Raw genomic sequence first — 23877 nt, 5'->3', positions numbered from 1 at the left:
AGTGAATTGGCATCGTAAAGCCCTGCATGCAAATGCAACCGGCTCTTTGGTTTAATGTTGCTGTTTATTACCCGCTGACGTGCATAAATGTCAGTCAGCGGTATTTAGGTATGTATAAATTCATAGCCCGACTTATGCGTCAAGCTCGCTGCCGCTTAATGAACGCAGTGACGAAGCCGGGCACACGTATACACCGCTGCGCCCATCTTTGTAACCAAAGTCATAGGCCAATTTGAAGATATGATGGAGCAGCTGTACATCTACAGCCTCTGAATTCATATTGTGAATATTCAGATTCATGCCCAGTTCTGTCAATGCGTCATTTTTCATCTTATCAGTCCATGTTAAAAAGTATTGCAAAGTGTTAAATTTTCACGCAAACGCATTATTATGTAATCTGCATCTTTTTTCTACACTTTTATTTCTCAAAATTATAAATTTCATAAACCAAATCAATAAACCTTTATTTTTATTGACTTAATTGAGTTTTTAACTTCTTTTCACTTGATCCGCAAAATTTACCCAAAACAGGTATAGTTTAAAGCAACATTTCAACAACAACATTAACAACCCTCGCACCAAAGCCCTTTCAGCGGCGCCACATCGTGTCTCATAGCCTAAACCAGACCGATACTATATACGCGTTTCGATCCTGTTCAATGTGCTTCATTGGGGACATTTATACCCCATACATCGGGACAATAACATGACGGTTTAGGGAATTAATTGTTTCAAAATGGTTCAAAAGCGCTACAAGGCTTTTAGCCAGTCGCTCAGGTTAACAGTGATTATGACGTTTATAGGCTTGATTAATTTATAGATTTTATTTTCATGGACGGTGAAATAAAAGCGCCATAAAAAAATGACTTTTAGTTGTCATAATCTCCAATTCGTTCGGTTTGTTGGCACAAATGCAAAACTGACATCAATGCCCGGATCACAAATAAACACCCGGTTATACCCTGACACACGGTGCAAAGCTTACCCAAAAAGTGCACGAATTAAGCGCAGCAGACACTGATACCGGAGCACATTTTCCGGCGTTTCAGTGTCTATTTAGTGACCAAAAGTTACAGGTAGGAATTAAATAAATAGTATAAAACGCAACAAAAGAGCACGTCATTACGGCCCCAAAATATCTCCATTATGCCACTATTTTCACTGATACAATCCTAAGAGGATAACCCGCGCCTGAGGTCTTTACTCTTGCTCAAGATGGGCTATCACCTTTGCCAGCGCCGTTGACACCGCTTTTTTATCCTGCCAGTCGAGAGCAGACCAGTCGACACCGCATGCCAGTTGCGTCACATCCTGTGTCAGCAATTTTTGTAGTGCGCTGGGTGAATCAAACGAGGTGGTGATAAATGGGGTTTTGCTTTTTTCAGGCCGCTTCTTGATCCCTCGTAACTGCTGCACGATGAGATCTGAGATGGCGCGTTTATCCACGGCATTTAGGGTAGACTTGTCATGATCTGCCTTATATTGTGATTCCACAGACAAAATCAGACGTTTCATTTTGACAAAAGAGTAGCTACACCCAGTTTCATAAGCTGACATAACCACCGGGTAACGCGATAATACGTTGTAGTTATCATATGCCCCCATCGAAATGCCGAGTTTGGGGACTATTGTCCTGACAGTGAGCCGAGACATACCAGACTGCAGGCGTGCCTTGTTTAGCTGCTCAATCTCTGTCATGGCATTAGAAAATGCCTGTAACTTTCCATACTGAGGCAAATCCTCACGACTGGCATTTTCTTGAAACTGCTTAACCTTAGTTAGCAGGGGCTTGCTATCGTAAACCTTAAACTGCGCAGCCGCACCATACCCTTTGGCATACACCAGCGCAAAAAAGCGGCGATGTCCTGTGAGAATTTGAAAGCGACCATCTTCCAATGGATACAAAGTGGGTACTTGAATCATTTCTGACACAGAAATGTTGTTGCCTAGCTCAATGATGGAATCTATGGTCTGCGAAGCCCGTTTCCAGTCTTCAGTATCGCGTTTTAAACAGTTTATGATGATAGATTTACCAATCAGAACATGGTTTTCTCCCTGATAGAGCTTAATGAGCTGTGCTTTACTCAGCTTACGCGCTACAAACAGACGAGCGTCTTCATCACTCACGAAAATTGACGGTAAAAATCGGCCATTGGTGGGGTCCGGAACAACTGAGCTCAAAAAAATGCTTTTATACTCGAAAGACTCATCGTTGAGTTCAGCTTTATTGTTCAGGTTGCTCAGTAGCATTTGCTCTAACATAGTTTGTACTCTTAATCAGGCTGACATATACGCTCAGCCGGGCGCTGTGGAACTTTGCCACAAAAAACTCAAAGGTGCTTACACCTAAAACAGAGCTACGGCTCTACCTTCAAGTTTAACGAAAATTTCATCGGGTGCCTACTACCTTGCAATCTGCCCCTTGTGGGTCAAATAACACACAAAGTTAAAGTCACTTTTTTGCGCAGGTCAAGGCGCATTACAGACAATGACTGATTTTTAAGCGGCAAACCTTTTGTGTCCCTCTGATTCTATTATTCAATCTGGGCTATATACGGCGCGAGCAATATATTCTGTGGTCCCCTCACTTTAGGGTATTGCATAGCTGTGGCGCTCTTCACAACTCATCCTCGAGTCGCTAGAACCCATTGAACCAGCTTATGTTCTGGTTGCACCGTCATAATCCTTATTGAGATTTTTATTATTTTTCATCCAGTCCTGATATTAACTTGTTCCTTAAGCATTTAAAACGGTGTCGTTGGCTCATTTGTGAACTCTCGCATCTCACATTCATTCTTTTTTTCAGAACAAAACCTTCAATATTTGCAAATATCATTCTTCTAACGGCATTGCTAAAGTGATCACATCAGGCAGACACAGCGCATTGGACTAACTTTAACTGATAGCGCGAGCAACGAGGTTTTTATGCAGATTATTCGTACCAATAAAGCACAGGCTACGCAGGATGGCGCGGGCGTGAACATCAGCCGTATTGCGGGCTTTGATGGTAAGAGTTTAGATCCCTTTTTGATGATCGACGAACTAAAATCAGACAACAGCAGCGACTATATGGCAGGCTTTCCGCCTCATCCCCACCGTGGTATTGAAACCTTTACCTATATTCGTAAAGGTGGCTTTGAGCATCAGGATCAGATGGGAAACAAAAAGGCCATCCGTGCCGGAGATGTGCAATGGATGAGCACCGGACGCGGCGTCATCCACTCTGAAATGCCACTCAGTGACGCCGAGCAAGGTATGCATGGTTTTCAGATCTGGCTCAATATGCCAGCCAAAGACAAAATGCGCGCGCCGCGGTATCAGGATACCACCGAGCATAAGGCACCTGTAATTATCACCGACTCCGGCGCAGAGCTCAAAGCGCTTGCTGGTAGCTGGCAACTGGGCGAACAAACTGTTCGATCACCACTGAAAGATTTAGCAGGCAATGGCGCCATTGCGGATGTGACTTTACCACCCAACCAGCAGATTACACTGGATATGTCGGGCTATGGCAAAGTCCTGATCTATATTCATACCGGTACTCTGGCAGAGTCGCAATTCAGTGCCACTTATCAGCTGGAACTCGACCCGGCGCACCCGGTAGAATTGCGCAGTGGCCAAGAAGGAGCAGGTATGCTGGTGTTGGCAGGTCAGCCTATTGGAGAAAAAATTGCCCACATGGGTCCGTTTGTCATGAATACCCAGGCGGAGCTACATCAGGCAGTACGTGATTATCAGGCCGGAAAATTCGGTAGCATTTAACACCCGGCACAGTAAAGCATTTAGCAAATTAAGAGGACAACACAATGGGACGATTAATTGAAGGTAAGTGGCATGACGTCTGGTACGATACCAAGAGCAATCAGGGTAAGTTTAAACGCGAAGACGCGCAATTACGCAACTGGGTAACGGCTGATGGCAGCGCCGGACCTACGGGCGACAGTGGCTTTAAAGCTGAGTCTGGCCGCTACCATTTATATGTGTCGCTGGCATGTCCTTGGGCCCACAGAACGCTGATCTTCAGACGATTAAAACAGCTTGAAGCGCACATTGATGTCTCTGTGGTCAGTCCTGATATGCTGGAGCACGGCTGGACCTTTGACAAGGCAACTGGCAGCAGTGGTGATACCCTGTTTGATCAGGACTATATGCACCAGCTGTATACACGCAATAAAGCAGACTATTCAGGTCGTGTGACAGTGCCAGTACTATGGGACAAACACACTCAGCGCATCGTCAGTAATGAGTCGAGCGAGATTATTCGCATGTTCAACTCAGCCTTTAACGAGCTGACAGGCAACACTGATGACTACTACCCTGAAGCACTGCGCCAGGACATCGACGACATTAACGATTTTGTTTATCACAAAATCAATAATGGGGTATACAAAGCTGGATTCGCCACCGAGCAGGCTGCCTATGAAGAAGCAGTACAGACCTTATTTGAAGCGCTTGAGCAACTGGAGCAAAGACTGAGTAAGCAACGCTATCTGGTTGGGGATACTCTAACAGAAGCCGACTGGCGTTTATTCACCACCCTGATCCGTTTCGACAATGTTTACCATGGTCACTTTAAATGTAACCTCAAGCAAATTGAAGACTATCCAAATCTGGCCGGTTATATCCGCGAGCTATATCAATGGCCCAATGTCGCCGATACGGTGGATTTCTACCATATCAAGCGCCACTACTATTTTAGCCATACCATGATCAACCCGACTCAGGTTGTGCCAGTTGGCCCGGATATCGATTACTCACAGCCACACCAACGCGGCTAAGTGCCCTATACAGCCACTGTAAACCCCGTTTACAGTGGCTTTCTCTTAGCTGCTAAAATGCCAATCAAGCCTAACTCTATAACGTGGCGCAGCTATTTTTTTCATTCCCCCTTTATTGAAATAAATGGCATAAGGTGTCATTTGGTGCTAAATTAGCCACCGTCTAACGTGACTTTAAAGGAGTGAAATCATGAAGACAGATAAACAAAATCGTAAAAAGATAGCCAGTAAAATTGGCGTTAGTATGGTCACCGGGTTAGCTGTTGGTACTGCCATAGGCGTCTCTTCTGAGAATATTGTCAATGGTGTAACGCTTGGTATAGCGATTGGTGTGGCCGTCGGTATGCTGCTGGATATCAACGGTTAGTGCCCGAGTTAATTCACATGCTTCGAATCGCAAAAACAACGTCAGTCCGAGTGATAAATGTAATATATGCGCATTATTCGTTTACTCGATACTGGGCATACCTCTTTATTGTGTCTGCGCTGAGCTACTTCAGCCACCCTTTAGAGCAATTTTTCAGCTTTGTAACGCTTAATCTCATGCTGGGATTGTTCAACCTGACCCAGATGAACAACTACCAACTAGGGTTTCCTATGTATATAGGCCCGCCCGAGCGCACCCTGCCAAATAAGCCCGAGTTTCAGCCATTGCGTCAAACCTGGTATGCCGGTTACACGGTGGTTTTTTGGTTCGGTATTGTTATTCAGCTATCCGTGATCCTGGTTCACTCACTGAGATAACACAGCTGCTCTTTAACAAAGTTAAAGGGCGGACGCCCTACTTGCTCATCAATCACCGATCACGTCTGCAGCAATTGCAAACACTTTTTCAAGGTTGCTGCGCCCGTCCTGCTCTGACAATTTATAGCGCCTGGGGCTATCAATGTGAAAGGCCTGATGCTCTTCGAGCATTTTGATCCTCAGCATCTCACGCTCTTTAGCACTCAGATGATTCTCATGTAATGTATCCAGCTCACCGGTATCAAGCCAGATGCCACCACAGCCCGGGCACTCGTCAATTTCAACCACACGTAACGGACTAAAATAACGGCGCATCATAACGATATCAGGGCATTTTGGGCACTTGATCCGGGCGCTTTCATCACCAAGCGGAGCAGAGAACTGGCGCAGGTGCTTTGCCAGCACCTCTGAACGCAATTCAGATGGATTAGTAAAATTAGATAACACCTGGTTGTCAAAAAAGACACCACCACTGTGCTCGGATATATACACTTTAATACCACCCACTTTCACTGGCTTAAGCGGGTGTGAAGTTCTGGGACACTGCATATTACTACTCCAATCGTCTGCACTGGTTTAATAATCGCAGTATACTGATTGCGCTAAAGATTGGAAGCCGCCTTACACGAGCACAGGTTTAGGTGCTTACAGCCCGGCTTCCCTGGGTTTATCAAACAAAAATCCCTGTGCATAATCAACCCCTAACTCCCGGGCAATAGCTAACTGCTGCTGTGTTTCTATGCCTTCAGCCAGCACCTTACCGCCATATAGGTGGACCGTATCAACCACTTGCCTGATCTCATCGATGATCTCAGCGCCATAATCCAGTCGGCTGATAATGGTGATACACAGCTTGACCACATCGGGTTTCACCGCATTGATCAAAGTCAGCTCAAAGAATCCGCAACCAACATCGTCTAGCCAGAAGGTGTAACCTAGCTGGCGTAATTCGGCCATTTTTGCTTTGATGGGTGCCCAGTCATCTACAGGCAGATGTTCTGTCAGCTCAATACAGAGCAAGTGTGCATAAGGATAATCTAGCAATTTGCCCGACACATCCGCGTCAAATAATAAAGCGGGAGAGAGGTTAACCGTTAACCTTACCGCGCTTTGTTGCTCACATTGACCCTGATGCGTTGCTAAATGGGTTGTCAGTGCCAGCTTTTCCATATCAAACTGTCGACCCTGTGCCATGGCAGCACCAAAGAGCTTGTCCGCACGGTGCAAGGGTGACGCCTTCGGACCTCGGATCAAGGCTTCGTATCCAAATATGCCGCTGCTTTGAACATGCTGAATTGACTGCCAGTAAGGGAGCAGATTTTTGTTGGCAAACACCCGCAACAAATCTTCCTTACTATCGGGGTAAAGCTCGTTCAGAGCACAAGCTGCACCAGCCCGGATAGTTTGTTCCTGTGAAGTTTGCGCTGTCACCTGCGCTGAGCTCACCTGGATCTCGGCTTCATGAACCAGCTGACAATCCAACTCGTTTAGCAGGTGCTGCGCCACGTGCTGGCTCAGTGCTCTTTCTGCCTGCGCGGGAGAGTCAAATTGGTCAGTTTCGAACCAGAGCTCACCCAGCTCAAATATGTCCTGCTTCAACCCGGATTGGACATTTTGCGATAGTAATGTCACTAACGCACGCCATACTTTATGTGCTGTAGACTGGCCAATACGCTCAACAATATCAGACCACCCCGACAAAGAGACTAAGGTTAAAGTGTGCAAAGGACCTCCGGATGATTCCCACAGTATTCGCTTGCAGTATAGCAGGGCAAATCAAAACCAGCCTCACGCGATACAATCAGCACAACTCACACTTAATAAAATAAAGGTAATATAAATCAGAGCATTAAAATCAGTGTTCTCAAAAACAGAATACTTTATCCGGATCTTTGTGGCATTCATTTATACCTCAAACTGTTACCATCCTCGGCAGTAACAACTCATTATCTGGAGCGAACCGGTGAGCATCAAGAATACCTCACGAGATTATGGCACCATTGCAAAATGGCTACACTGGGGCACTGCCCTGTTATTTCTGGCGGCCTATGTCAGCGTCTATTATCGTCAGTGGTTTACCGAAGCCAAAACCCCGGAAAACTGGACCACATTGCAGCTCCATTTGTCGTTCGGTGTTTCAATTGCGGTGATTGTCGCACTCAGACTCATCTGGCGATGGCTCAATACTGCGCCCGCAGCCGAACCAGGCACTCGCATCGAACATCTGGCTGCCCATCTCGGCCATTACGCTTTGTATGCCGTGATGATCATCGCACCAATAACCGGCTATATTGGCACAGGTGTGGACACCGAGTTTTTCTTTTTGTTTGATATTCCTAAATTTGAAAGCACAGTGCTGTTTAGGGCGCTCGTCGAGCAGGGGATGGGACTGTCATTCGCCGAGTTTGAAAAACCCATCGACTTTATTCACAAGGAAATTCTCGGCGCCTGGCTTATCTGGCTGCTGATCCTGGGTCATGCAGGTGCAGCCTTGTACCATCACTTAGTCAGACGTGACAGGACTTTGCTGAAAATGACGCGTGGTGGCGAGCGCCAGCCATAAGCTGAGTAATAGATTTCCCTTATTTTTGCAGTAAAAAAGCAGCTTAGGCTGCTTTTTTACTTAATTGCTTAACGCGTACAACTTGTGTCCTGGCCAAGCAGCTTCCAGACACCCCAGGTGCCCGACTCACTTGGCACATCGCCACGTGTCCACCAGCGCGCTTCATACTTAAAGCCCTGATAAGTCACCTGATCTGGCTTATCATAAACCTTGTTCGCATCCCAGTTACCAGGACAGTTTGTATCACCACCCGATGTGACCGTCGCCGTGGCTTTGGCGCTGTAGTTCACCTGGCTTTCTTCCAGGGTGAAGTTGACAGCAACACCGGCTGAGCCACTGCGACTAGCACCAAATTCAACCCCCACCTGACAGCTCTGATTTGCGGCAAGCGTGCTCGCGCTACACGTATCAACCGGCTTAACCAGACCAGAAGTGACACCACTGGCGGTTACATTTAAGGTCTTAAAGCTGAATGACGTGTTACCTGAGTTCGTGATGGTGAAAGTATGTGCTTTGGTTTCGCCAACCTTGAAACCCGTGAGCGTATCGTTTGCTTTGAACGACACAGAAACCGGCTCAGCTCCACCTTTTACGCTGTCGATCCAGCTGCGCAGTGCCGCCACATCTGAGTACACACCATATTTTGCTGGACGTGCACAGCCAATCCCCCAGCTGACGATCCCCAACTGTACGACCTGGCCGCCTGAGTTTGCTACGATTGGGCCACCGCTGTCACCGCTACACGAGTCTTTCTGACCCTCAGGGTAGCCGGCACAGAATGCCACGCTGCCTACATTCTGGTACGAGCCGCCAGACTGACGACATACCTGATCAGAAACCAGTGGTACGTCTACCTCATACAGGTTAGTAGGACGGCTGCCGCCTTCACTCAAACGACCAAGACCTGCAACAGAAATTAAATCACCAACGCGCACATACTGCTCAACATTGCCCTGTGCCAGTGTAACGCTCGACCCCTGAGTTGGAGTACGAACCAGCTTAAGCAGTGCAATATCGTGGTTTAACGTGCTGCTGTTATATTGTGGGTGAACATACTTTTCAGCAACCGCAATGCGGTCACCATCATTGCCGCCAAGCACAAAACCCGCCACTTTAACATTAAGTCCGCTTGCCGATCTGCCACTCACACAGTGCGCCGCAGTCAGTACGTAACCATCACCGACATAACTACCACCACAAAATGCAGTGGTGCCATTCGAACTTAAGATTTGTGTATAGAATGGCCAGTCTGCGGTGTTAGCTGGATTACCACCGACAATTTCAGGCTCATAATATTCAGTACTTATACCACCAAGTAAGTGCTCACCCACATTAGCTGGTTGCGCAACCACTGCGGCACTCAGACCTAGCCCCAGCGATACAGACAACGCTGTCATTGAAAGTGTTTTTTTAACCTTTAACATGTGTATACCTTTGTTTTTCCTTTATTGGGAACCGAAAAATATAAACACTAATTTTACACTTGTAAACAAAAAGATTAAAAAGCATCCAAGGTACAGTTGAATTGCACCTGTATTTCATACAGAAAAAGGTTGAGTAAGCAGACAGAAATGATCTTGAAAGAAGTGGACTTTACAATATATTGGGGCATCACGGTAACGCCCCTTAAACTGCCTGGCTTTGTGCGCCAGCAGCCATACAGCACAGCGGCTTAGTATTTTGCGCTGATGCCGATCAAGGCGTTCTCTGACTCACCATCATAACAACGGGTATTGCCGCCATCGCGATTCTCAATAACCAGGTTGTAGACTGTGCGTGAGTCCTGACCTGCTTCAATGGCTTTCAGCACCGGGCCAAGCAGATAAGTGTGCGTGCTATAGATGATTACCGGCTCCATCTGATTACCAGTGCGCTCACTGTTGTATCTGACTTCAAAATTACCATTGTGAGAAGCAACGCTGGTCACAACTCCTGAACAGGTAAAGATGGTTGCTTGTGCAGCAAATGCGCTGCCTGCCATACATACGCCAATAGCGGCGCGTAACAAATGTGTTCTCATTATTCTTCCTTAAGTTGATTAGTGCCAATACTGGCAACACACAGACTAAGCCCACAGAGTGAATAAAAAGACACCAAAAAGTTAATTTTTTATTTCAGTTGAAGTGATAACTAAAAAGCAATCGCCAATTTACCTGCTGTCAGCCTTCGTAATGCGGAAATAGCAAGCGCACTCGCGCGCCCTGACCGTCCGGGTTATTGTCGAGCTTAATGCTGCCGCCGTGTGCAAACATGATCTGCCGGCACAGAGCCAGGCCAATCCCGCTGCCCTGTGCTTTGGTCGTGTAAAAAGGCACAAAGACATTGTCCGGGTTTGCGATCCCACCGCCATTATCCACCATGGTCAGAACCAGCTGGCCCAGTGAAGTAGCAGAAGACAAAGTGATTTCGACCCGCTGGCCGGGCGTGACGGCTTCCTGCGCGTTTTTGGTAAGGTTGAGCAACACCTGTTCAAACTGCTGTTGGTCAACCAGCACTGAAGCAGACTGCTCCAGTTCAAACTGCCAATGTATATCAGGGTAAAGGGTTGTGAGGGTACTGATCACCCGGTCCAGTTTTACCGGAACTTTGTTAGGTTGAGGTAAGTGCGTCAGACGAGTATACCCTTCTAAAAAAACCCTCAAAGAGCTGGCGCGTTCACTGATAATGCCTATGCCCTGACACAAACTGTCGGCTGATGGCTGTTTGTCTGGCTGTGATAAACGCTTGCTAAGCTGCTGCGCTATGGTGCTAATGGGCGTCAGGGTGTTGTTCACTTCATGACTCAATACCCGCAACAGACCCTGCCAGGCCGTGCGTTCTTTTTCCATCAGCAAGCGCTCAGCATTACTGATAATTAAAAACTGATGTGCTTTGCCTTCGCTGATAAAGCGCTCTCGTAATACCAGGTATTCACCGCTGATCTGGCCGTCGTCGAGCATCACTATTTTACCATCAGAGGCAATCAGTTGGCGGCCCAAAGCACTGCTGGCAAGCTCGAGTGGCTGCTCTGGGCTGGGTATGCCTGTAAGCAACACGGTCTGGGCGGGCTGATTGGCCATAATGACCCGCGCTTGCTCATCCAGCACCAGTACCATGGCATCCATCTGATTAATGAACTTATTGAGCATCAGACGCGATTCCACCGCCTGGGTTTTATGATGGCTGAGGCTGTCTGCCAGCAGATTAACCTGACTGAGCAAATCAGACATGGCTTTATCGCCGCTCACCCGTCCTCGCATCGAATAATCCCCCATTGTCATGGCTTCAATCAGATTCGTTAAGGTATGCAGCTGATGCGCCACCATGGCCTTGCTCGCCACCACCAGACAGATCAGCAACAAAGCAAACACAGTCGCAATAAATACCACCAAATAGCCATTCCAGGTGGCCATATACAAGCCTGTCACCATCAACAGATAACAAGGCAGACAAATCGCGATAATCAAGCACTGCAAGTGCGTCAGGGCAAAACCAGAGACCTTGCGCATTGCTATTCGGCCATACCAAACTTGGCCAGCCTGCGATAATAGCCGCTGCGGCTGAGCCCCAAAGAGCGAGCTGTTTCACTGGCATTACCCTGGTGATGACGTAGCCTCTGGCGCAGTACTGCTTGCTCGATTTCATCCAGCGTCAGGCTTGGGTCGTCCACATTAGCCTCCGCTGGCTCTCCGGTTGTGATAGCCAAATCGTCCGGGATGATCTGGGCCGTACGACATACAAACAGCGCCCGCTCCAGGACATGGCGCAACTCGCGAATATTGCCAGGCCAGTCGTACTGACAAAGCGCGGTGAGGGCTTGCTCACTCAGTTGCGGAACAGGTTTGTTGTACTTTGCTGCAAACTGTGTCAAAAAGTGCTCGCTCAGCGGGCCAATGTCGGCCACTCTTTCTCTGAGCGAGGGTACTCTGAGTTCCACCGTATTCAGCCGATAGTAAAGATCCTGACGAAAGCCACCCGATTGGATCTGCGCTGGCAAATCACCATTGGTGGCCGAAATAACCCGGACATCCGCAACCTGTGACTGACTACTACCAACAGCCTCAAACCTGCGCTCTTCAAGTACGCTGAGTAGCTTAGCCTGCTGAGACAACGGTATATTGGCAATCTCATCCAGAAACAAGGTGCCATGGCGCGCCATTTCAAAACGGCCCGCTCTGGCGGCTTTGGCATCGGTAAAGGCCCCTTTGACATGGCCGAACATCTCACTCTCAAACAAGCTTTCGACTATCGCCCCCATGTTGGCCGTGACAAACGCCTGTTCAGCGCGCGCCGAACAACGGTGCACATAGGCCGCCAGCATGCTTTTACCGGTGCCGTTGTCGCCAGTCAGCAAGATGCTCATATCGCTTTGAGCCAGTTGTTCAAGCTGGGTCAGCAACTGTTGCATCGGCTGTGAACAGGCCACAATCTCGCTGCGTTCTTGAGGATAGGCGGCTTGCTGTAGCAACTGGTTTTGCTGTTTCAGCCGCTCATTTAACCCCTGTGTTTGTGCAAGCGTAATATGGGTTTGCAGCGTATGCAGCAAACGCTCGTTGTCCCAGGGTTTTTGCACAAAATCCTGAGCACCACTGCGCATCGCATCTACCGCCAGTTCAATGGTCGCCCAGCCGGTCATCATCACAATCGGCAGGCGGCTGTCGAGCTGTCTGAGTTCAGCTATCAGGGCAAGCCCTTCTTGTCCTGAGGTGGTGTCTTTGCCAAAGTTCATGTCCAACAAAGCGCAGTCAAACGACTGCACTTTGACTTTTTCCAGCGCGGCCTGAGCCGTGGTAACACAACTCACCTCATAGCCTTCGTCCTGCAACAAAAAAGACAAACCGGCAATGACGTTCATATCATCATCGGCGACCAGAATATGTTGTTTTGTGCTCATGCCAGTTCTTATACTTCCTTCACTTTTATGGGATTATTCATAACGCAGCGCTGCGCTCGGTTCAAGCTTAATCGCACGTTTGATAGGCATATACACCGCCAGCAACACCACAGCGCTTAGCGCAGCACTTACCGCCACAGCCAAAGCATAATAGGCTCCAACGGGGAATAAACCCTCAGTAAACTTCTGAAAACCCATAGCTAACAAAGCAAACAGCAACAATGCCAGCCCAAGGCCAATCACCAGCTGAACCGCCCCCTGACGCATAAACAACCCCACAATAATACTGTCACGTGCGCCCACGGCACGACGAATGCCAATTTCATGCGTGCGTTGTGCCACGGCATTGGCTGTCAGGCCATAAATACCAATGACCGCGAGCACCAATGCAAAGCCGCCGGTTGCAAAGGTTAATTGAGAAATAAACTTCATCGACTCGCGCATTTTATCGCGATTTTTAATGGCCGGCATCACCGTCTGCGTAACCTCCAGATTAGGCGCAATTTTGTACATCGCCTGATAAAAGATTTCGTCAGCATTGCGGGTGCCGGGCAAAATGCGATACGACAGCTTTTGCAGAGTTTGCACGAACTGACTACCACTGATGTAAATTTCATCGGCTGAGTCCAGCTTGCCAAACAAAGATTTCGGGTTCATTAGGTTCGAGACCACACCCACCACAAACACTTGCTGATTTTTGCCCTCCAGTTCCATGGTAAAGTGCTGCTCCAGTGCGGATTGTCCCGGCCAGTAACGCTGTGCCATAGAGTCACTGATGATCACCACCTTGCGCTTATCCATGGTATCGCCGAGGTTAAATAAACGCCCTTCGAGTAGCTTAACCCCGGTGGCCTGGAAATCCCCCAACATCGAAATCGTGTCAATTTCAGTGCCCGTTTGCCCATCCCCATAGGCATTGTCGGCAAAAAAGACGTTGCTTGGGCCTAACCATTGTGCCACCGATACGTGCGTGACTGCGTTGTGATTTTGCACCTCATTCATCAGTGCATAGGTCAGGTTAAGACGCTGTTGTGAGCTGGGATACTCGTGTTCTGGGGTATTGTAACGCGTGCTCATCACATTCTGATAATCATCGCCCAGGTCAAGATTAACAAATTTATTGGCGATCAGTGCTGATATCGAGCCTATCAACATTAACAAAGCCACTAAAAAGACCTGAGTGGTTACCAGAACACGAGACAAGCGACCAGCTTTGCGACTTTGCGCCCCACGGGTGCCATCTCTGAGCGTGGCATTGATATCCTGACGCGTACTGCGCCAGGCAGGCAAAAAGACCGCCAGCATTACGGTACTCAGCATATAGGCCAGCGCCATCAATAAGGTTGCCCCATCAAGCCCATATTGCCACCAAAACAGGCCGGCACCAGGCAACCAGGAACGCAGCGCCACGTTAACATAATCCAACACTGCGCCAACCAGGCAAACACTCAAAAATGTCCCCAACAGAGTGATTAACACGCCTTCCCACATTAACTGGCTGATCAGGCGCCCGGAACTTGCCCCCAGCGCGTTGCGAATAGCCGTCTCTTTTTGTTTTTCAAGAATTCTGGCCAGCAACAGGTTGCCCACATTGATACAGGCCAGCAGCAGCACCACCCAGGAAACCGCACTCAGAAAGAAAAACACCGTGGCGCCCTCGCCGCCAGTTTGGGCCATCTGAAAGGTGAGGATGCGCACCTGTTTTTGTACCGGCTCCATGCCATAACTTTGCTGATTTTGCAGTTGCAGGGTACGCAGTATTTGCGTCATTTCGCGCTCAGCTGTGGCTATTTCAACACCTTCTTTGAGGCGAATATACGCATTAAACTGCTCGCTCACCGGGGCTTGCGCATCAAGTACCTTGTCGGGCAGGGGTAACCAGATACGTGCAATATGTGGAAAACGATACCCCTTGGGCATGATCCCCACCACTTCGGTCTGTACACCATTAAGCTCAATGGCCTGACCCAACATTTGCGGGTCCCGGTTAAACTCATCCTCCCAGACCTCTTCACTGATCACCGCCACAGCTGGGGCACCTGGCAGGCTGTCCTGAGCATTGAGCGTGCGTCCTGTCAGTGGTTTTATACGGCTGAATTCAAAAAAGCCTCCCTGAACCGCAGCGCCAAAAAAGTTGCGCCCAGCTTCACCTTTACTCATCCGCACATCCTGATCGCGAAAGATCCCCAGTTCAGAGAAAGCCTGTGCACCTTGTCTCAGGGCCTGAAACTCGTTGGCAGTGGGCATATCGAATTCGCCATCATTATAAACCACTAGACGTTTTGCTGACTCGCCCTCTGGCAAAGGCAGCGCTTTGTAGATAGTGGTATACAAAAATGAAAACGTGAACAGGGCTATCGACAGGCCCCCAAGCAGCACCCCCAGCGTCATCACGGTAAACTTGGGCGACTTATAAAGCTGACGCAATGCGTATTTTAGGTCCAGCAACATGGCCATCATAACGCCTCCAGATCCAACGCGTTGTGTGCCAATGTCTGTGTATTACGGGTGTCTCCTACCAGGCGGCCATCAAACATTTCCAGGCTACGCTGCGCACGCAATGCCGACGCAGGGTCATGGGTCACCATACAGATGGTTGCGCCTTCGCTATGCAACTTGTCGAACAACGACAACACCGCCGTGGCGTTTTTAGAATCCAGGTTACCTGTGGGCTCATCGGCCAGAATAATGGCAGGGTCATTCACTAATGCCCTGGCAACGGCAACGCGTTGCTGCTGACCACCGGATAGCTGGGATGGAAAATGCGCAGTACGATGGCTCATTTCGACTTTTTCAAGCACTTCCTGCGCCTTGGCCTGCATTTCCTTGCGGCTGACCCCGGACTGATAGCTCAAAGGCAACATGACGTTTTCTGCCACCGTGAGGTCAGAAATGAGATTGAACGACTGAAATACAAAGCCAATTTGCTTACTGCGGATGGATGCCCGCTGATCGCGCGACAACCGGGATACATCCTGATTGCTCAGTATATAGTGCCCCTGTGTGGGTGCATCCAGCAATCCCAGCAAGGACAACAGGGTTGACTTACCGCACCCGGATTGCCCGGTCAGGGCCACATACTCACCCTCTGTGATGCTCAGGTTAATGCCGTGCAATGCCTGAGTTTCTATTTCATCGGTATAAAAACTTTTACTGATATTTTCTAATCTTATGAGTGCGCTCATGAATGACTCCATTTCAGAGCCAACAGGGTGCAGCAAACAGCCACTGTTGGCAAGGTTAAGGCGTAACGGCCTGCTTGTTTCTTCTAGTAGAAACGCATTAATTCAGCTTTATTTCGGCATGATCCTGCCAGTCACTGCTGTCGGATATAATCACTTCATCCCCCGCGCTCAGCCCCGAGACTATCTGCACCCGATTGACGGAAACCTGACCCAGGGCCACCGCCGTTTTGTGGGCAAAACGTCCAGCCTGATCGAGTTTATAGAGCTGGATCCGGCTGGATTTGGGTGCATAAGTTGGACGGCGGACATACAATGTATTGCTCAGATGGCTGACCTGAACCTGTGCGTCTACCGTCAGCTCAGGACGGGCATCCGCAGGCAGACTGTCGGGTAACGCAACATCCACCAATACCATGCCATTTTCCACTGCGGGGTCTATGCGTGTGACCGTGCCGGTTATTTCATTATTTCGGGTATCCAGCGTCACGCTCTGGCCAATCTGAATGTCCTGAACCCTGACTTCCGGTACTTGCAACTCGGCGTATAAATTCTGTTGCGATGCCAGCAATGCGATGCTACCGCCCAGACTCACCTGCTCACCCAGCTCCAGCGAAATTTGCTGTACGACACCACTTTTATCTGCACGTACCTGCAAAGCATCAACCTGTTCCTGCATGCGCCTGAGATTATTCTCCAGCAGGCCAAAACGGGCAGTTTGTGCGGCTTTGGTAGCTTCAATTTCAGCGCGCATTTTGAGCGCTTTTTGCATCGCGGCCTGCCACTTTTGTTGCTCACGCTTTACTGCCAGCTGACTTTTTTGATAATCCAGTTGAGACACAGTGGCATTGCCTTGCTCGATCAACAGGGTTTCGGCGTCGAGTTTTAGCTTTTCTGCCTGATAACCCAGATCTGCCGAAACCACCTGATTGTCGAGTTCGACCAGTTGAGATTCCAGCGCCACAATGGTGGCGTTATTTTCAGCTTTAGCGGCTTCTTGCTCCCAACGCGCCTGCTCAAGTTCTCGTTGCAACTGCGGATTAGATAACTTGAGTAGCAATTGCCCGACTTCGACCTCAGCACCCGCTTTAACTAGCACCTGCTCTACCCGACCGGATACCTGCGCTGCCACCCAACGGATCTCTGCGGGCTTTAGCACACCGGTAGCCCGAACATTGATTTGAAAATCGCCCTGCTCCACCTTCGCCGTGACCACAGTTTCCCGATCCACGAAATAAGACGCATCACCGGTGAACTCCTGCATTGCCAAGTAACCCAAAGCCAGCGCGACAACCGGCAGCAAATAACTCAGTTTTTTCCAGCGCACTGGCTGTGTAAGATCTCTTTGTATGTCCATCTGCTTTTCCCTTCTGTTATTGGGTCTGGTTTGCAGAAGGTGTTACAAGGGATGTGCCAGATTTAAAACCACTGTATACAACTGTTTTAATTGATGTTTATTTATTTCCCTGAAAATGGGGTATTTGCAGTTGTATCAGTTTTGAGACAGGTGAAACAGGCCAGTGTATCGGATTTGACACAGGTGTTTAATTGACGAAGTCGATTGAGGTAAAAAGATAAAAGGACAACAACCTAAAATCTATTACTGCCACTTTGTGTGGGCCTAGTTTAAATGGAATATACTCGTGCACTCCAGCTGTACATGAGTGACACCGACTTTTAAGGCTAGCGAATTACATGCAGTCCGTTTGCTTTAAAGTATATACGCTCTTTATCATAGTAAAGCACTTGCCCTTGCAGATTGCTGCTTGCAATGTTCCGCGACCAAATTGGTAATCCGGTTAACCTGTCTGATGCACTTAATTGAGTCCCCTCATCAGACTCGACTAAGCGAATAACTGACTCCCGGCAAGATTGCTCAATACATGCCTGCTCGAAAATACCCTGCTGACTTTTACTACCAATATTAAGGTAACTCAGGTATTTATGGTACGTAACATTGTCACCATTGCTGTCAGCCGAGAACGAGTACTCCAGAGTATCGTCATAGCTGGAATGATATTCACTCTGGATATAATGAACAATTTCCAACTCTGGGTCGGCGTCCGTATTCATCCACACCGCCGCATAAGTATAGTCGCTGTGCTGACTGAACACTTTATCCTTCCACGAATGAACCAACTCCATACCGTTGCGGGTAATCCGGTATACACCTGAGTCCAGAATATCGAATTTGTTCGGCTCTGAATCATCTAAGTTTGTCTGCCGATGCGGGTTCTTCTCTTTAACAAAAATCAACCCATTATTATTAAAGTCAGGATGTGGCACTAAATGTGTTATACCGATATCTGAGTGCTCATTATATCGGTGAACTTGCTTAGCGTTCGTGTCAATGAGTAGAAAATTATGCTCGCCAGGCTCTGCAACTATATCGATCCCCTGATGGCTACCTGTAACGCGTCTTATACTTTGGTCAGTGTCGAGGAAACACGAATAAAAAGTACACACTCCTGTATGCATAACCTTGTCGCCAGCATCATATAACGCATAGGTATTATCGTATGAGTCAAATCTGTAATACGAGCCATCATCACGATATACAACCTGTACTCCCGCTATTTCTTCCCGGCTTTGAGGCGTAATTTTTCCTTGCGTGTCTATCTCAGTATAATACCGAACTTGACTATATTCATCTCGCTCAGTAACCACTCGTGTGGCTCCACTGCCATCAGGAAGTACACCGATAACCGACGCAATACTGATTGCTTTGCTGCGATATTTGGGCGTCACCAGACCCTGCTTTACATTGGCGGCCACATAAACAATATCATGCGCAGTAAAATTATAATCTGATCCATAGTGCTCACCTAATTCGCTATACAATGCGTCCAAAGGAGACAATACATGTTTATAGACCCACTCCTGCGTCCCGTCATTATCCAGGTCGGCTCGCCCAACCAATGTCGAGTGCGCCGGGTTCAGCTGAATATCTAATCCAGTGGAAAACGTCAATGGTGAGGTAGTAAACTGCAATTCCTGCGGGTTATAACTTAGCGTTCGCATAGTAGAATGAGACTTAAAAATGAGTGCGCTATAATTCACCGCAAACGGCTCATGTTCATAATCAAACATCTCTGAATATTCATCAGAAGTATGCTCTAACACCAAGGTTTCACCGTCGTAAACATGCCAGCCAAGTGATGCATTACCGGCAGTGCCTACGTAGGAAATAATCCCCTCACATCGACCGTCACCATCTAAATCAATCATATTGGCGATAGGGTCACGATAATATGATTCATTACTAATTAGGGCGCTATTCACTGCCCTGAATTGTTTATCAGCATAGCTAATTAAGTTGAGCTGAACGCTACTTGAGTTTGATACCGTCTGCAACAACTCTGCAGTCCCATCGCCATCCAAGTCACATTCCTGCCACTTGCTGTAACTTGTATAACCCGTCATACCGTTTACTAATTCAGCCACACTTCTTTCATAGCTTGAGTTATACAGCTCAACACCTCTTACAGAATACGTATTAACTATCTCTAACTCACCGTCGTTATCCAGGTCAGTAATATAAGGAGCAATGCGATGGAGCGAATTTTCTGGATTGAACACATGTGCTTCGTCAGTTGAAACCTTAAAATTTACCAGCCGGCTATAGTCGTATTCATGTGCGTATAAATAAACGAGCTCTTCCGCGTTGCCGCTATACGTCACATTCAGTACCTTCCCCTTGGTAGGAGTTTGGAATAAGTTACTTTCGACAACCAGAGTTTCATCTTGCAGTGTCAAAGAGGTAATACCAGCACCGGACGCTTCTTCACTACTTAACAGCATAGAGCGATTTGCATTGCCGGGGTTTTTCCAGCTTAGCGCTTTGGCAGGTGTATCACCACTTAAGTGATAGAGTGACTCAAGCTGCTTAGGTGTGTGCATCAGGACGATTTTACCAGAGATTAATTCGGATCCCTGTGATTCTGTGTTTGTCACTTTCACGCTGTAATGAACTGAATCCGCAAACTGAAAAGTCGCGGACTGTTGTCCATCCCAACTGACAACCCCGGCTTCGTCCACAGTCATGCCAGCAGGGCCAGAAGCCAGAGCGAACTGATACGTACCTTTCTCAGCAACACCTATTTTAGCGCGATAAGGTGTTTGCTCAGTTAAGTCCGACTCAACTTCAATACTCACCTCTGCCCCCAGATACGTGCTTCCCCCAGTGACATATATAGTCTCAGAGAACTGTGCACTGTTATTATGGGTATCCGTCGCAATCAGCGTAACCAGATATTCTCCGCTTTGTTCGAACGTATATTCTTTTTCCCATTGACTGTCGGTCACAGGTTCAGATACGCCTGGTGCCTTGATATGCCAAGTGACTTTTGACAGGTTATAATCTGGCGCGTCAATAAAGTAAGGACGTAACGTGACCTGCTCTCCCTGCTTCACCACATTTTTGGCGTCAAAGCGCACCTGTGTTGGGCCATTGTCAGCCAGCAAAGTGGTTAAGTTAAAATCAGAGTTTGCAACTGCTATCCATCTGGCGTCGTCTTTACCACCAGAATAAAAATAATTTCGCTGCCAATTGTTGAGTTCAAAGAAGTATTCTTCCTGTGGCTGTGTAAGTGCAATCCAAATCTCATCTTCCCTATGCTGGAGATGGATCTCGCCCCCCTGTTCATCAACAATTACTGAGCTTAGTGGGTGACTCACTTTTCCATACTTAGCCAAGTAGACATTATCGTAGTGCTCTGCGCCTTCGCCGTAATCAACCCACGCGAGTTTTTTGCCATCCTGACTAAAAACCATACTTACACTCTTTGAGCGCTCGTACTGACTTTCTATAGAGTACCCCTGAACCTGATAGGTTTGGTCCGCACTTTGCTCATGAATTGAAAACCCGGATAATAATTCTATTGCAAGTTTTTCGACACGTCCCGATGCGACATCAGGCCCAATCAAGTGTAATGTAGCTTGGCCATTCGCAATCAGAGGCCCTACTTTGCAGTTTTCATATACAACGTCATAACTAGGCTTTAAAGCAGTTTCATTTTCAAATTGAGGGAGTGTGGCTTTTCCTGACTCGCATAACTGGTCATCTGGCAACCAGTAATTCCCATTATGGTATTGTTTGAATTTAGGGTAGCGCGGAGTGAAATTTCGACTGTCAGTGTTAACAATAAACTGAGCGACATCACGCCAGTACAGCACATCGTGCGTAATTTGCATAAAGTTGTCAGTGCCAATTTGTACTGGCTCTTTTTTACCATCATACACAGCTTGAATCTTTCGTTGTGGTGAATCACCACTGGGGTTATCCGACAGTGTTTGTAAACCAAGCTCTGACTTTGGTGCAGACTTTGGCGAGTCGCCTCCGCCACCGCACGCACTCAGTACGCAAGCTGTCGTCATTATTCCCATCCAATTCTTATACATCACTCATCCTTACAATATAATTTTATAAATATTGTACTTACAATAGAGACACTTTAAAACCAATATCCACTTACAAAAAACCAAAGTGTTAACCTTGCGGACTAGTGATAAGCACACATAGTACCTAACTTACGCATCTATTGATCTTGACAATGATGGTCTTTGGTTTGAGTCGGTAAAGTCGAACCGAGCCATTTCAGACTCCGATTCATTTGAAGGAGGGAAAGGACAGCCACCTGAAATCTAATGTTTCCACTTTAATGCCCTTTCTTTAAGCCAGTCCTCACTTAAACTTGAAAGTAACATCAATATACGCGTTTTTATGTGCACTAGTGCCAGAAGAATGCAACTATTGTCTAACTGTTCAGTCATTTTTGCGAGGCCAAAACCAGGAGCTCTGAATTAGCAGGCGCGCAACAGCAACATATCGTTTAAACTGAGTCATTCATATGCTCAACTGCCGCGAACGCCAACCCTGATAAGTCTTATTCTACATTTTACTAGTTTGTGAAAATACCAATAAAGTTTGCTCCATTACACTCATTATTTGAATAATTGTGTATTCTGATCTTCTTCCTACTCATTGCCGCTGCAAGGGCTATTGAAAAGGCTTGATTGTAAGACTGCTCTGATTGTGACTGACTTGCTGGAAACTCGACAGATCCGTTGGCACATGGACCAGTCCCTCCGCTTAATTTAACGTAAAACACATCTTTATTACTGCTGGAACTAGCCACTTCAGTAATTACAGCATTCCTTACCAACTCTCCTGCTCCACTAAAAAAAGGAGCCAAAAACAAAGTCGCACAAATTAAATGTCTCATAAATTTTCCTTTAAAACTAATGTATACATTAACGAAAAATTCCTCATAGGCATATTTATCGCGAAACGACTCGCGAAAAATCGGCCAGAGAGTAGGCCTCCGTTTTGACTACACTTGTTATTTTCTATTAATTTAAAACGAATTAAAAAGGCACTTTACTTTACTAACTAAAAACTTACAACAACGTTACCCCCCAGCTTGAGTAAATAAATTATTCCAAGCACTAGCCCCAACAAAAACAATCTAAAAGTCGATATTTCATACGAGCAGTAGCACCATTTACCTTCAAACTAAAAAGACCTTTTTTACTTAAAATAAAAGATAAAATAGCTATACAAAGGTTACAATCTGCAACTTCTGCCGTCACGCACTGCTCTGTTAGCTTCTGTGCAGTGGAGCGCTATGTCATTAAGATAATTAATTTTCGCGTTCTTGATCGCGAGCACATCGAGTATGCCAGCTTGATTATCATTGGTGGCAGGTAAATCCACGCCGATAGGATTAGCATCTATATGTTTGTGTGCGCAGTCGATACCTTCATGATCATCTCCTCAGTAAACTCCTTAACCTGTCCTAAAAAGTCATGGGCATTCGAATTAGTGCAGGTTTGCTGTTTACAATGCAACCCGCTGAAACTCGAAATACATAACCTTCTTTCACGAAGTAATCACTGGATGCAAAAAAGTGACGTTCTATATAAATGCAAAACTAACTGATGTTGAGTAATACAATAGGGGGGGATAAAACGATTTTTAAGCTTAAAATTCTTGCTAAAAAAGCAATCAGAGCTGCTCAACGGCGTGACAATTAAAATAACAACTTCCTTTGTATTGGCTCAACCTCTCCTAAAGAAGCCTAACAATAAACCTCATAAAAATCACAATATAACTAATTAAACCCCCTTTAAAAGACTAATTAAAACCTCTATTAATCTGCCTGATTAGCCAGAAATTATAGGCAATCACAAGTAAACCCAACGGAAAAAAGACCAACCAGATAAAACTCGTTTTTTTACTCAAACTTACTGCCCATGGCTTATTTTTTACCAAATAGAAACCACTGAATGCACTAACGAAAAAACATATGCCAACAAACATTTGCAACCACCATTTTATAGTCACGATAGATTCTAAGTTGCTAAAGTTGGTAGCAATTAACAGTATCGAAATCAACATACCGAACATAAACTGAACCAGGCCTAAAATTACACAATGCTTCTTCATAAATTCCTCATAGTAGATAGCTCAACACACAGGTTTCTGGATATTTAAAAAGATATGAAAAAGTGCTTCGCCCTGAACCGGTTTAAAAAAACCTCCATCATACAATGCTTCTTTACCTCAATTTATTAGCTCGAGTAGATTAGCTGGAATTGTATCCTTTGGTGGCGTTGTTTCCTAAATCATTGAACTAATTTAGTCTTGTGTGATCAGATCTCAAAAGCAAACACCGAGACTGAACTTTGAAAGCAAAGCGTATCACCAACTGGCGCGATTACAACAAAGTCCTCATC

General features: G+C 46.9%; 18 protein-coding genes. 5 read left to right on the top strand and 13 right to left on the bottom strand.

Translation table 11 applies throughout. From position 1 onward, the window contains the following. Positions 1-132: 132 nt before the first annotated feature. Positions 133-330 (bottom strand): hypothetical protein, encoded by a 198-nt coding sequence (locus IY568_RS22565; RefSeq protein ID WP_125560616.1) that lies wholly within the window; start codon positions 328-330, stop codon positions 133-135. An 870-nt stretch (positions 331-1200) separates the two neighbouring features. Next, positions 1201-2262 carry a hypothetical protein gene (locus IY568_RS22560; protein WP_194868769.1) on the bottom strand — a complete coding sequence of 354 codons (1062 nt, stop codon included), beginning with the start codon at positions 2260-2262 and terminating at the stop codon, positions 1201-1203. Between the two features lie 663 nt (positions 2263-2925). Between IY568_RS22560 and IY568_RS22555 the strand changes: the two genes are divergently transcribed. The 4 genes from IY568_RS22555 to IY568_RS22540 all read left to right on the top strand — a co-directional run bounded on the left by IY568_RS22555 (position 2926) and on the right by IY568_RS22540 (position 5522). Next, positions 2926-3762 (top strand): pirin family protein, encoded by an 837-nt coding sequence (locus IY568_RS22555; RefSeq protein WP_125560612.1) that lies wholly within the window; start codon positions 2926-2928, stop codon positions 3760-3762. 44 nt (positions 3763-3806) lie between these two features. Further along, complete coding sequence (locus tag IY568_RS22550; RefSeq protein ID WP_125560610.1) at positions 3807-4778, top strand: glutathione S-transferase family protein; 972 nt, start codon at positions 3807-3809, stop codon at positions 4776-4778. Between the two features lie 190 nt (positions 4779-4968). After that, positions 4969-5145, top strand: a complete 177-nt coding sequence (locus IY568_RS22545; RefSeq protein WP_164517542.1) for a hypothetical protein — start codon at positions 4969-4971, stop codon at positions 5143-5145. A 50-nt stretch (positions 5146-5195) separates the two neighbouring features. After that, positions 5196-5522 carry a hypothetical protein gene (locus IY568_RS22540; RefSeq protein ID WP_125560608.1) on the top strand — a complete coding sequence of 109 codons (327 nt, stop codon included), beginning with the start codon at positions 5196-5198 and terminating at the stop codon, positions 5520-5522. A 48-nt stretch (positions 5523-5570) separates the two neighbouring features. Here IY568_RS22540 and IY568_RS22535 read toward each other — a convergent pair whose 3' ends face one another. Next, complete coding sequence (locus IY568_RS22535; protein WP_194868768.1) at positions 5571-6071, bottom strand: zf-TFIIB domain-containing protein; 501 nt, start codon at positions 6069-6071, stop codon at positions 5571-5573. Positions 6072-6167: 96 nt separating this feature from the next. After that, positions 6168-7247 carry an EAL domain-containing protein gene (locus IY568_RS22530; RefSeq protein ID WP_228553523.1) on the bottom strand — a complete coding sequence of 360 codons (1080 nt, stop codon included), beginning with the start codon at positions 7245-7247 and terminating at the stop codon, positions 6168-6170. Between the two features lie 238 nt (positions 7248-7485). Here IY568_RS22530 and IY568_RS22525 point away from each other — a divergent pair, with 238 nt between their 5' ends. Then, positions 7486-8085, top strand: a complete 600-nt coding sequence (locus IY568_RS22525) for a cytochrome b (protein WP_194868767.1) — start codon at positions 7486-7488, stop codon at positions 8083-8085. Positions 8086-8153: 68 nt separating this feature from the next. Here the strand turns inward: IY568_RS22525 and IY568_RS22520 are convergent, their stop codons facing one another. From IY568_RS22520 to IY568_RS22480, 9 genes are all read right to left on the bottom strand, one after another. Then, the gene (locus IY568_RS22520; protein ID WP_125560603.1) at positions 8154-9509 is read right to left on the bottom strand and encodes a trypsin-like serine protease; all 1356 of its coding nucleotides are present in this window, start codon (positions 9507-9509) and stop codon (positions 8154-8156) included. A gap of 248 nt (positions 9510-9757) precedes the next feature. Then, positions 9758-10105: a hypothetical protein gene (locus tag IY568_RS22515; RefSeq protein ID WP_194868766.1), complete on the bottom strand. Its 348-nt coding sequence runs from the start codon at positions 10103-10105 to the stop codon at positions 9758-9760. A 139-nt stretch (positions 10106-10244) separates the two neighbouring features. Beyond that, entirely contained in the window at positions 10245-11573 is a 1329-nt protein-coding gene (locus IY568_RS22510) for a sensor histidine kinase (RefSeq protein ID WP_194868765.1), read from the bottom strand. Between the two features lie 2 nt (positions 11574-11575). Continuing rightward, a complete protein-coding gene (locus IY568_RS22505) occupies positions 11576-12958 on the bottom strand; it encodes a sigma-54-dependent transcriptional regulator (protein WP_194868764.1) in 1383 nt (460 codons plus the stop codon). 33 nt (positions 12959-12991) lie between these two features. Beyond that, positions 12992-15418, bottom strand: coding sequence for an ABC transporter permease (locus tag IY568_RS22500; protein ID WP_228553522.1), 2427 nt, complete (start codon positions 15416-15418; stop codon positions 12992-12994). Then, positions 15415-16143, bottom strand: a complete 729-nt coding sequence (locus IY568_RS22495) for an ABC transporter ATP-binding protein (protein ID WP_194868763.1) — start codon at positions 16141-16143, stop codon at positions 15415-15417. Before IY568_RS22495 ends, IY568_RS22500 begins: the two co-directional genes overlap by 4 nt. A gap of 97 nt (positions 16144-16240) precedes the next feature. Then, positions 16241-17497 carry an efflux RND transporter periplasmic adaptor subunit gene (locus IY568_RS22490; protein ID WP_194868762.1) on the bottom strand — a complete coding sequence of 419 codons (1257 nt, stop codon included), beginning with the start codon at positions 17495-17497 and terminating at the stop codon, positions 16241-16243. Positions 17498-17823: 326 nt separating this feature from the next. Further along, a complete protein-coding gene (locus IY568_RS22485) occupies positions 17824-21540 on the bottom strand; it encodes an FG-GAP repeat domain-containing protein (RefSeq protein ID WP_194868761.1) in 3717 nt (1238 codons plus the stop codon). A gap of 500 nt (positions 21541-22040) precedes the next feature. Beyond that, on the bottom strand, positions 22041-22364 hold the full coding sequence (locus tag IY568_RS22480; protein ID WP_194868760.1) for a DUF5992 family protein: 324 nt from the start codon (positions 22362-22364) through the stop codon (positions 22041-22043). Between the last annotated feature and the right edge of the window lie 1513 nt (positions 22365-23877).

Origin of the sequence: Pseudoalteromonas sp. PPB1, from assembly GCF_015356275.1 — a bacterium.
GTDB lineage: Bacteria > Pseudomonadota > Gammaproteobacteria > Enterobacterales > Alteromonadaceae > Pseudoalteromonas > Pseudoalteromonas rubra_D.
The sequence above is the reverse complement of the archived record's forward strand: the minus strand, read 5'-3'. Positions and strand labels throughout refer to the sequence as shown.

Coding starts and splice junctions, on each gene's coding strand:
- IY568_RS22500 (WP_228553522.1), bottom strand. CDS start 15,418: ATGATGGCCATGTTGCTGGACCTAAAATACGCATTGCGTCAGCTTTAT.
- IY568_RS22490 (WP_194868762.1), bottom strand. CDS start 17,497: ATGGACATACAAAGAGATCTTACACAGCCAGTGCGCTGGAAAAAACTG.
- IY568_RS22495 (WP_194868763.1), bottom strand. CDS start 16,143: ATGAGCGCACTCATAAGATTAGAAAATATCAGTAAAAGTTTTTATACC.
- IY568_RS22555 (WP_125560612.1), top strand. CDS start 2,926: ATGCAGATTATTCGTACCAATAAAGCACAGGCTACGCAGGATGGCGCG.
- IY568_RS22535 (WP_194868768.1), bottom strand. CDS start 6,071: ATGCAGTGTCCCAGAACTTCACACCCGCTTAAGCCAGTGAAAGTGGGT.
- IY568_RS22565 (WP_125560616.1), bottom strand. CDS start 330: ATGAAAAATGACGCATTGACAGAACTGGGCATGAATCTGAATATTCAC.
- IY568_RS22485 (WP_194868761.1), bottom strand. CDS start 21,540: ATGTATAAGAATTGGATGGGAATAATGACGACAGCTTGCGTACTGAGT.
- IY568_RS22505 (WP_194868764.1), bottom strand. CDS start 12,958: ATGAGCACAAAACAACATATTCTGGTCGCCGATGATGATATGAACGTC.
- IY568_RS22560 (WP_194868769.1), bottom strand. CDS start 2,262: ATGTTAGAGCAAATGCTACTGAGCAACCTGAACAATAAAGCTGAACTC.
- IY568_RS22520 (WP_125560603.1), bottom strand. CDS start 9,509: ATGTTAAAGGTTAAAAAAACACTTTCAATGACAGCGTTGTCTGTATCG.
- IY568_RS22550 (WP_125560610.1), top strand. CDS start 3,807: ATGGGACGATTAATTGAAGGTAAGTGGCATGACGTCTGGTACGATACC.
- IY568_RS22515 (WP_194868766.1), bottom strand. CDS start 10,105: ATGAGAACACATTTGTTACGCGCCGCTATTGGCGTATGTATGGCAGGC.
- IY568_RS22545 (WP_164517542.1), top strand. CDS start 4,969: ATGAAGACAGATAAACAAAATCGTAAAAAGATAGCCAGTAAAATTGGC.
- IY568_RS22510 (WP_194868765.1), bottom strand. CDS start 11,573: ATGCGCAAGGTCTCTGGTTTTGCCCTGACGCACTTGCAGTGCTTGATT.
- IY568_RS22480 (WP_194868760.1), bottom strand. CDS start 22,364: ATGAGACATTTAATTTGTGCGACTTTGTTTTTGGCTCCTTTTTTTAGT.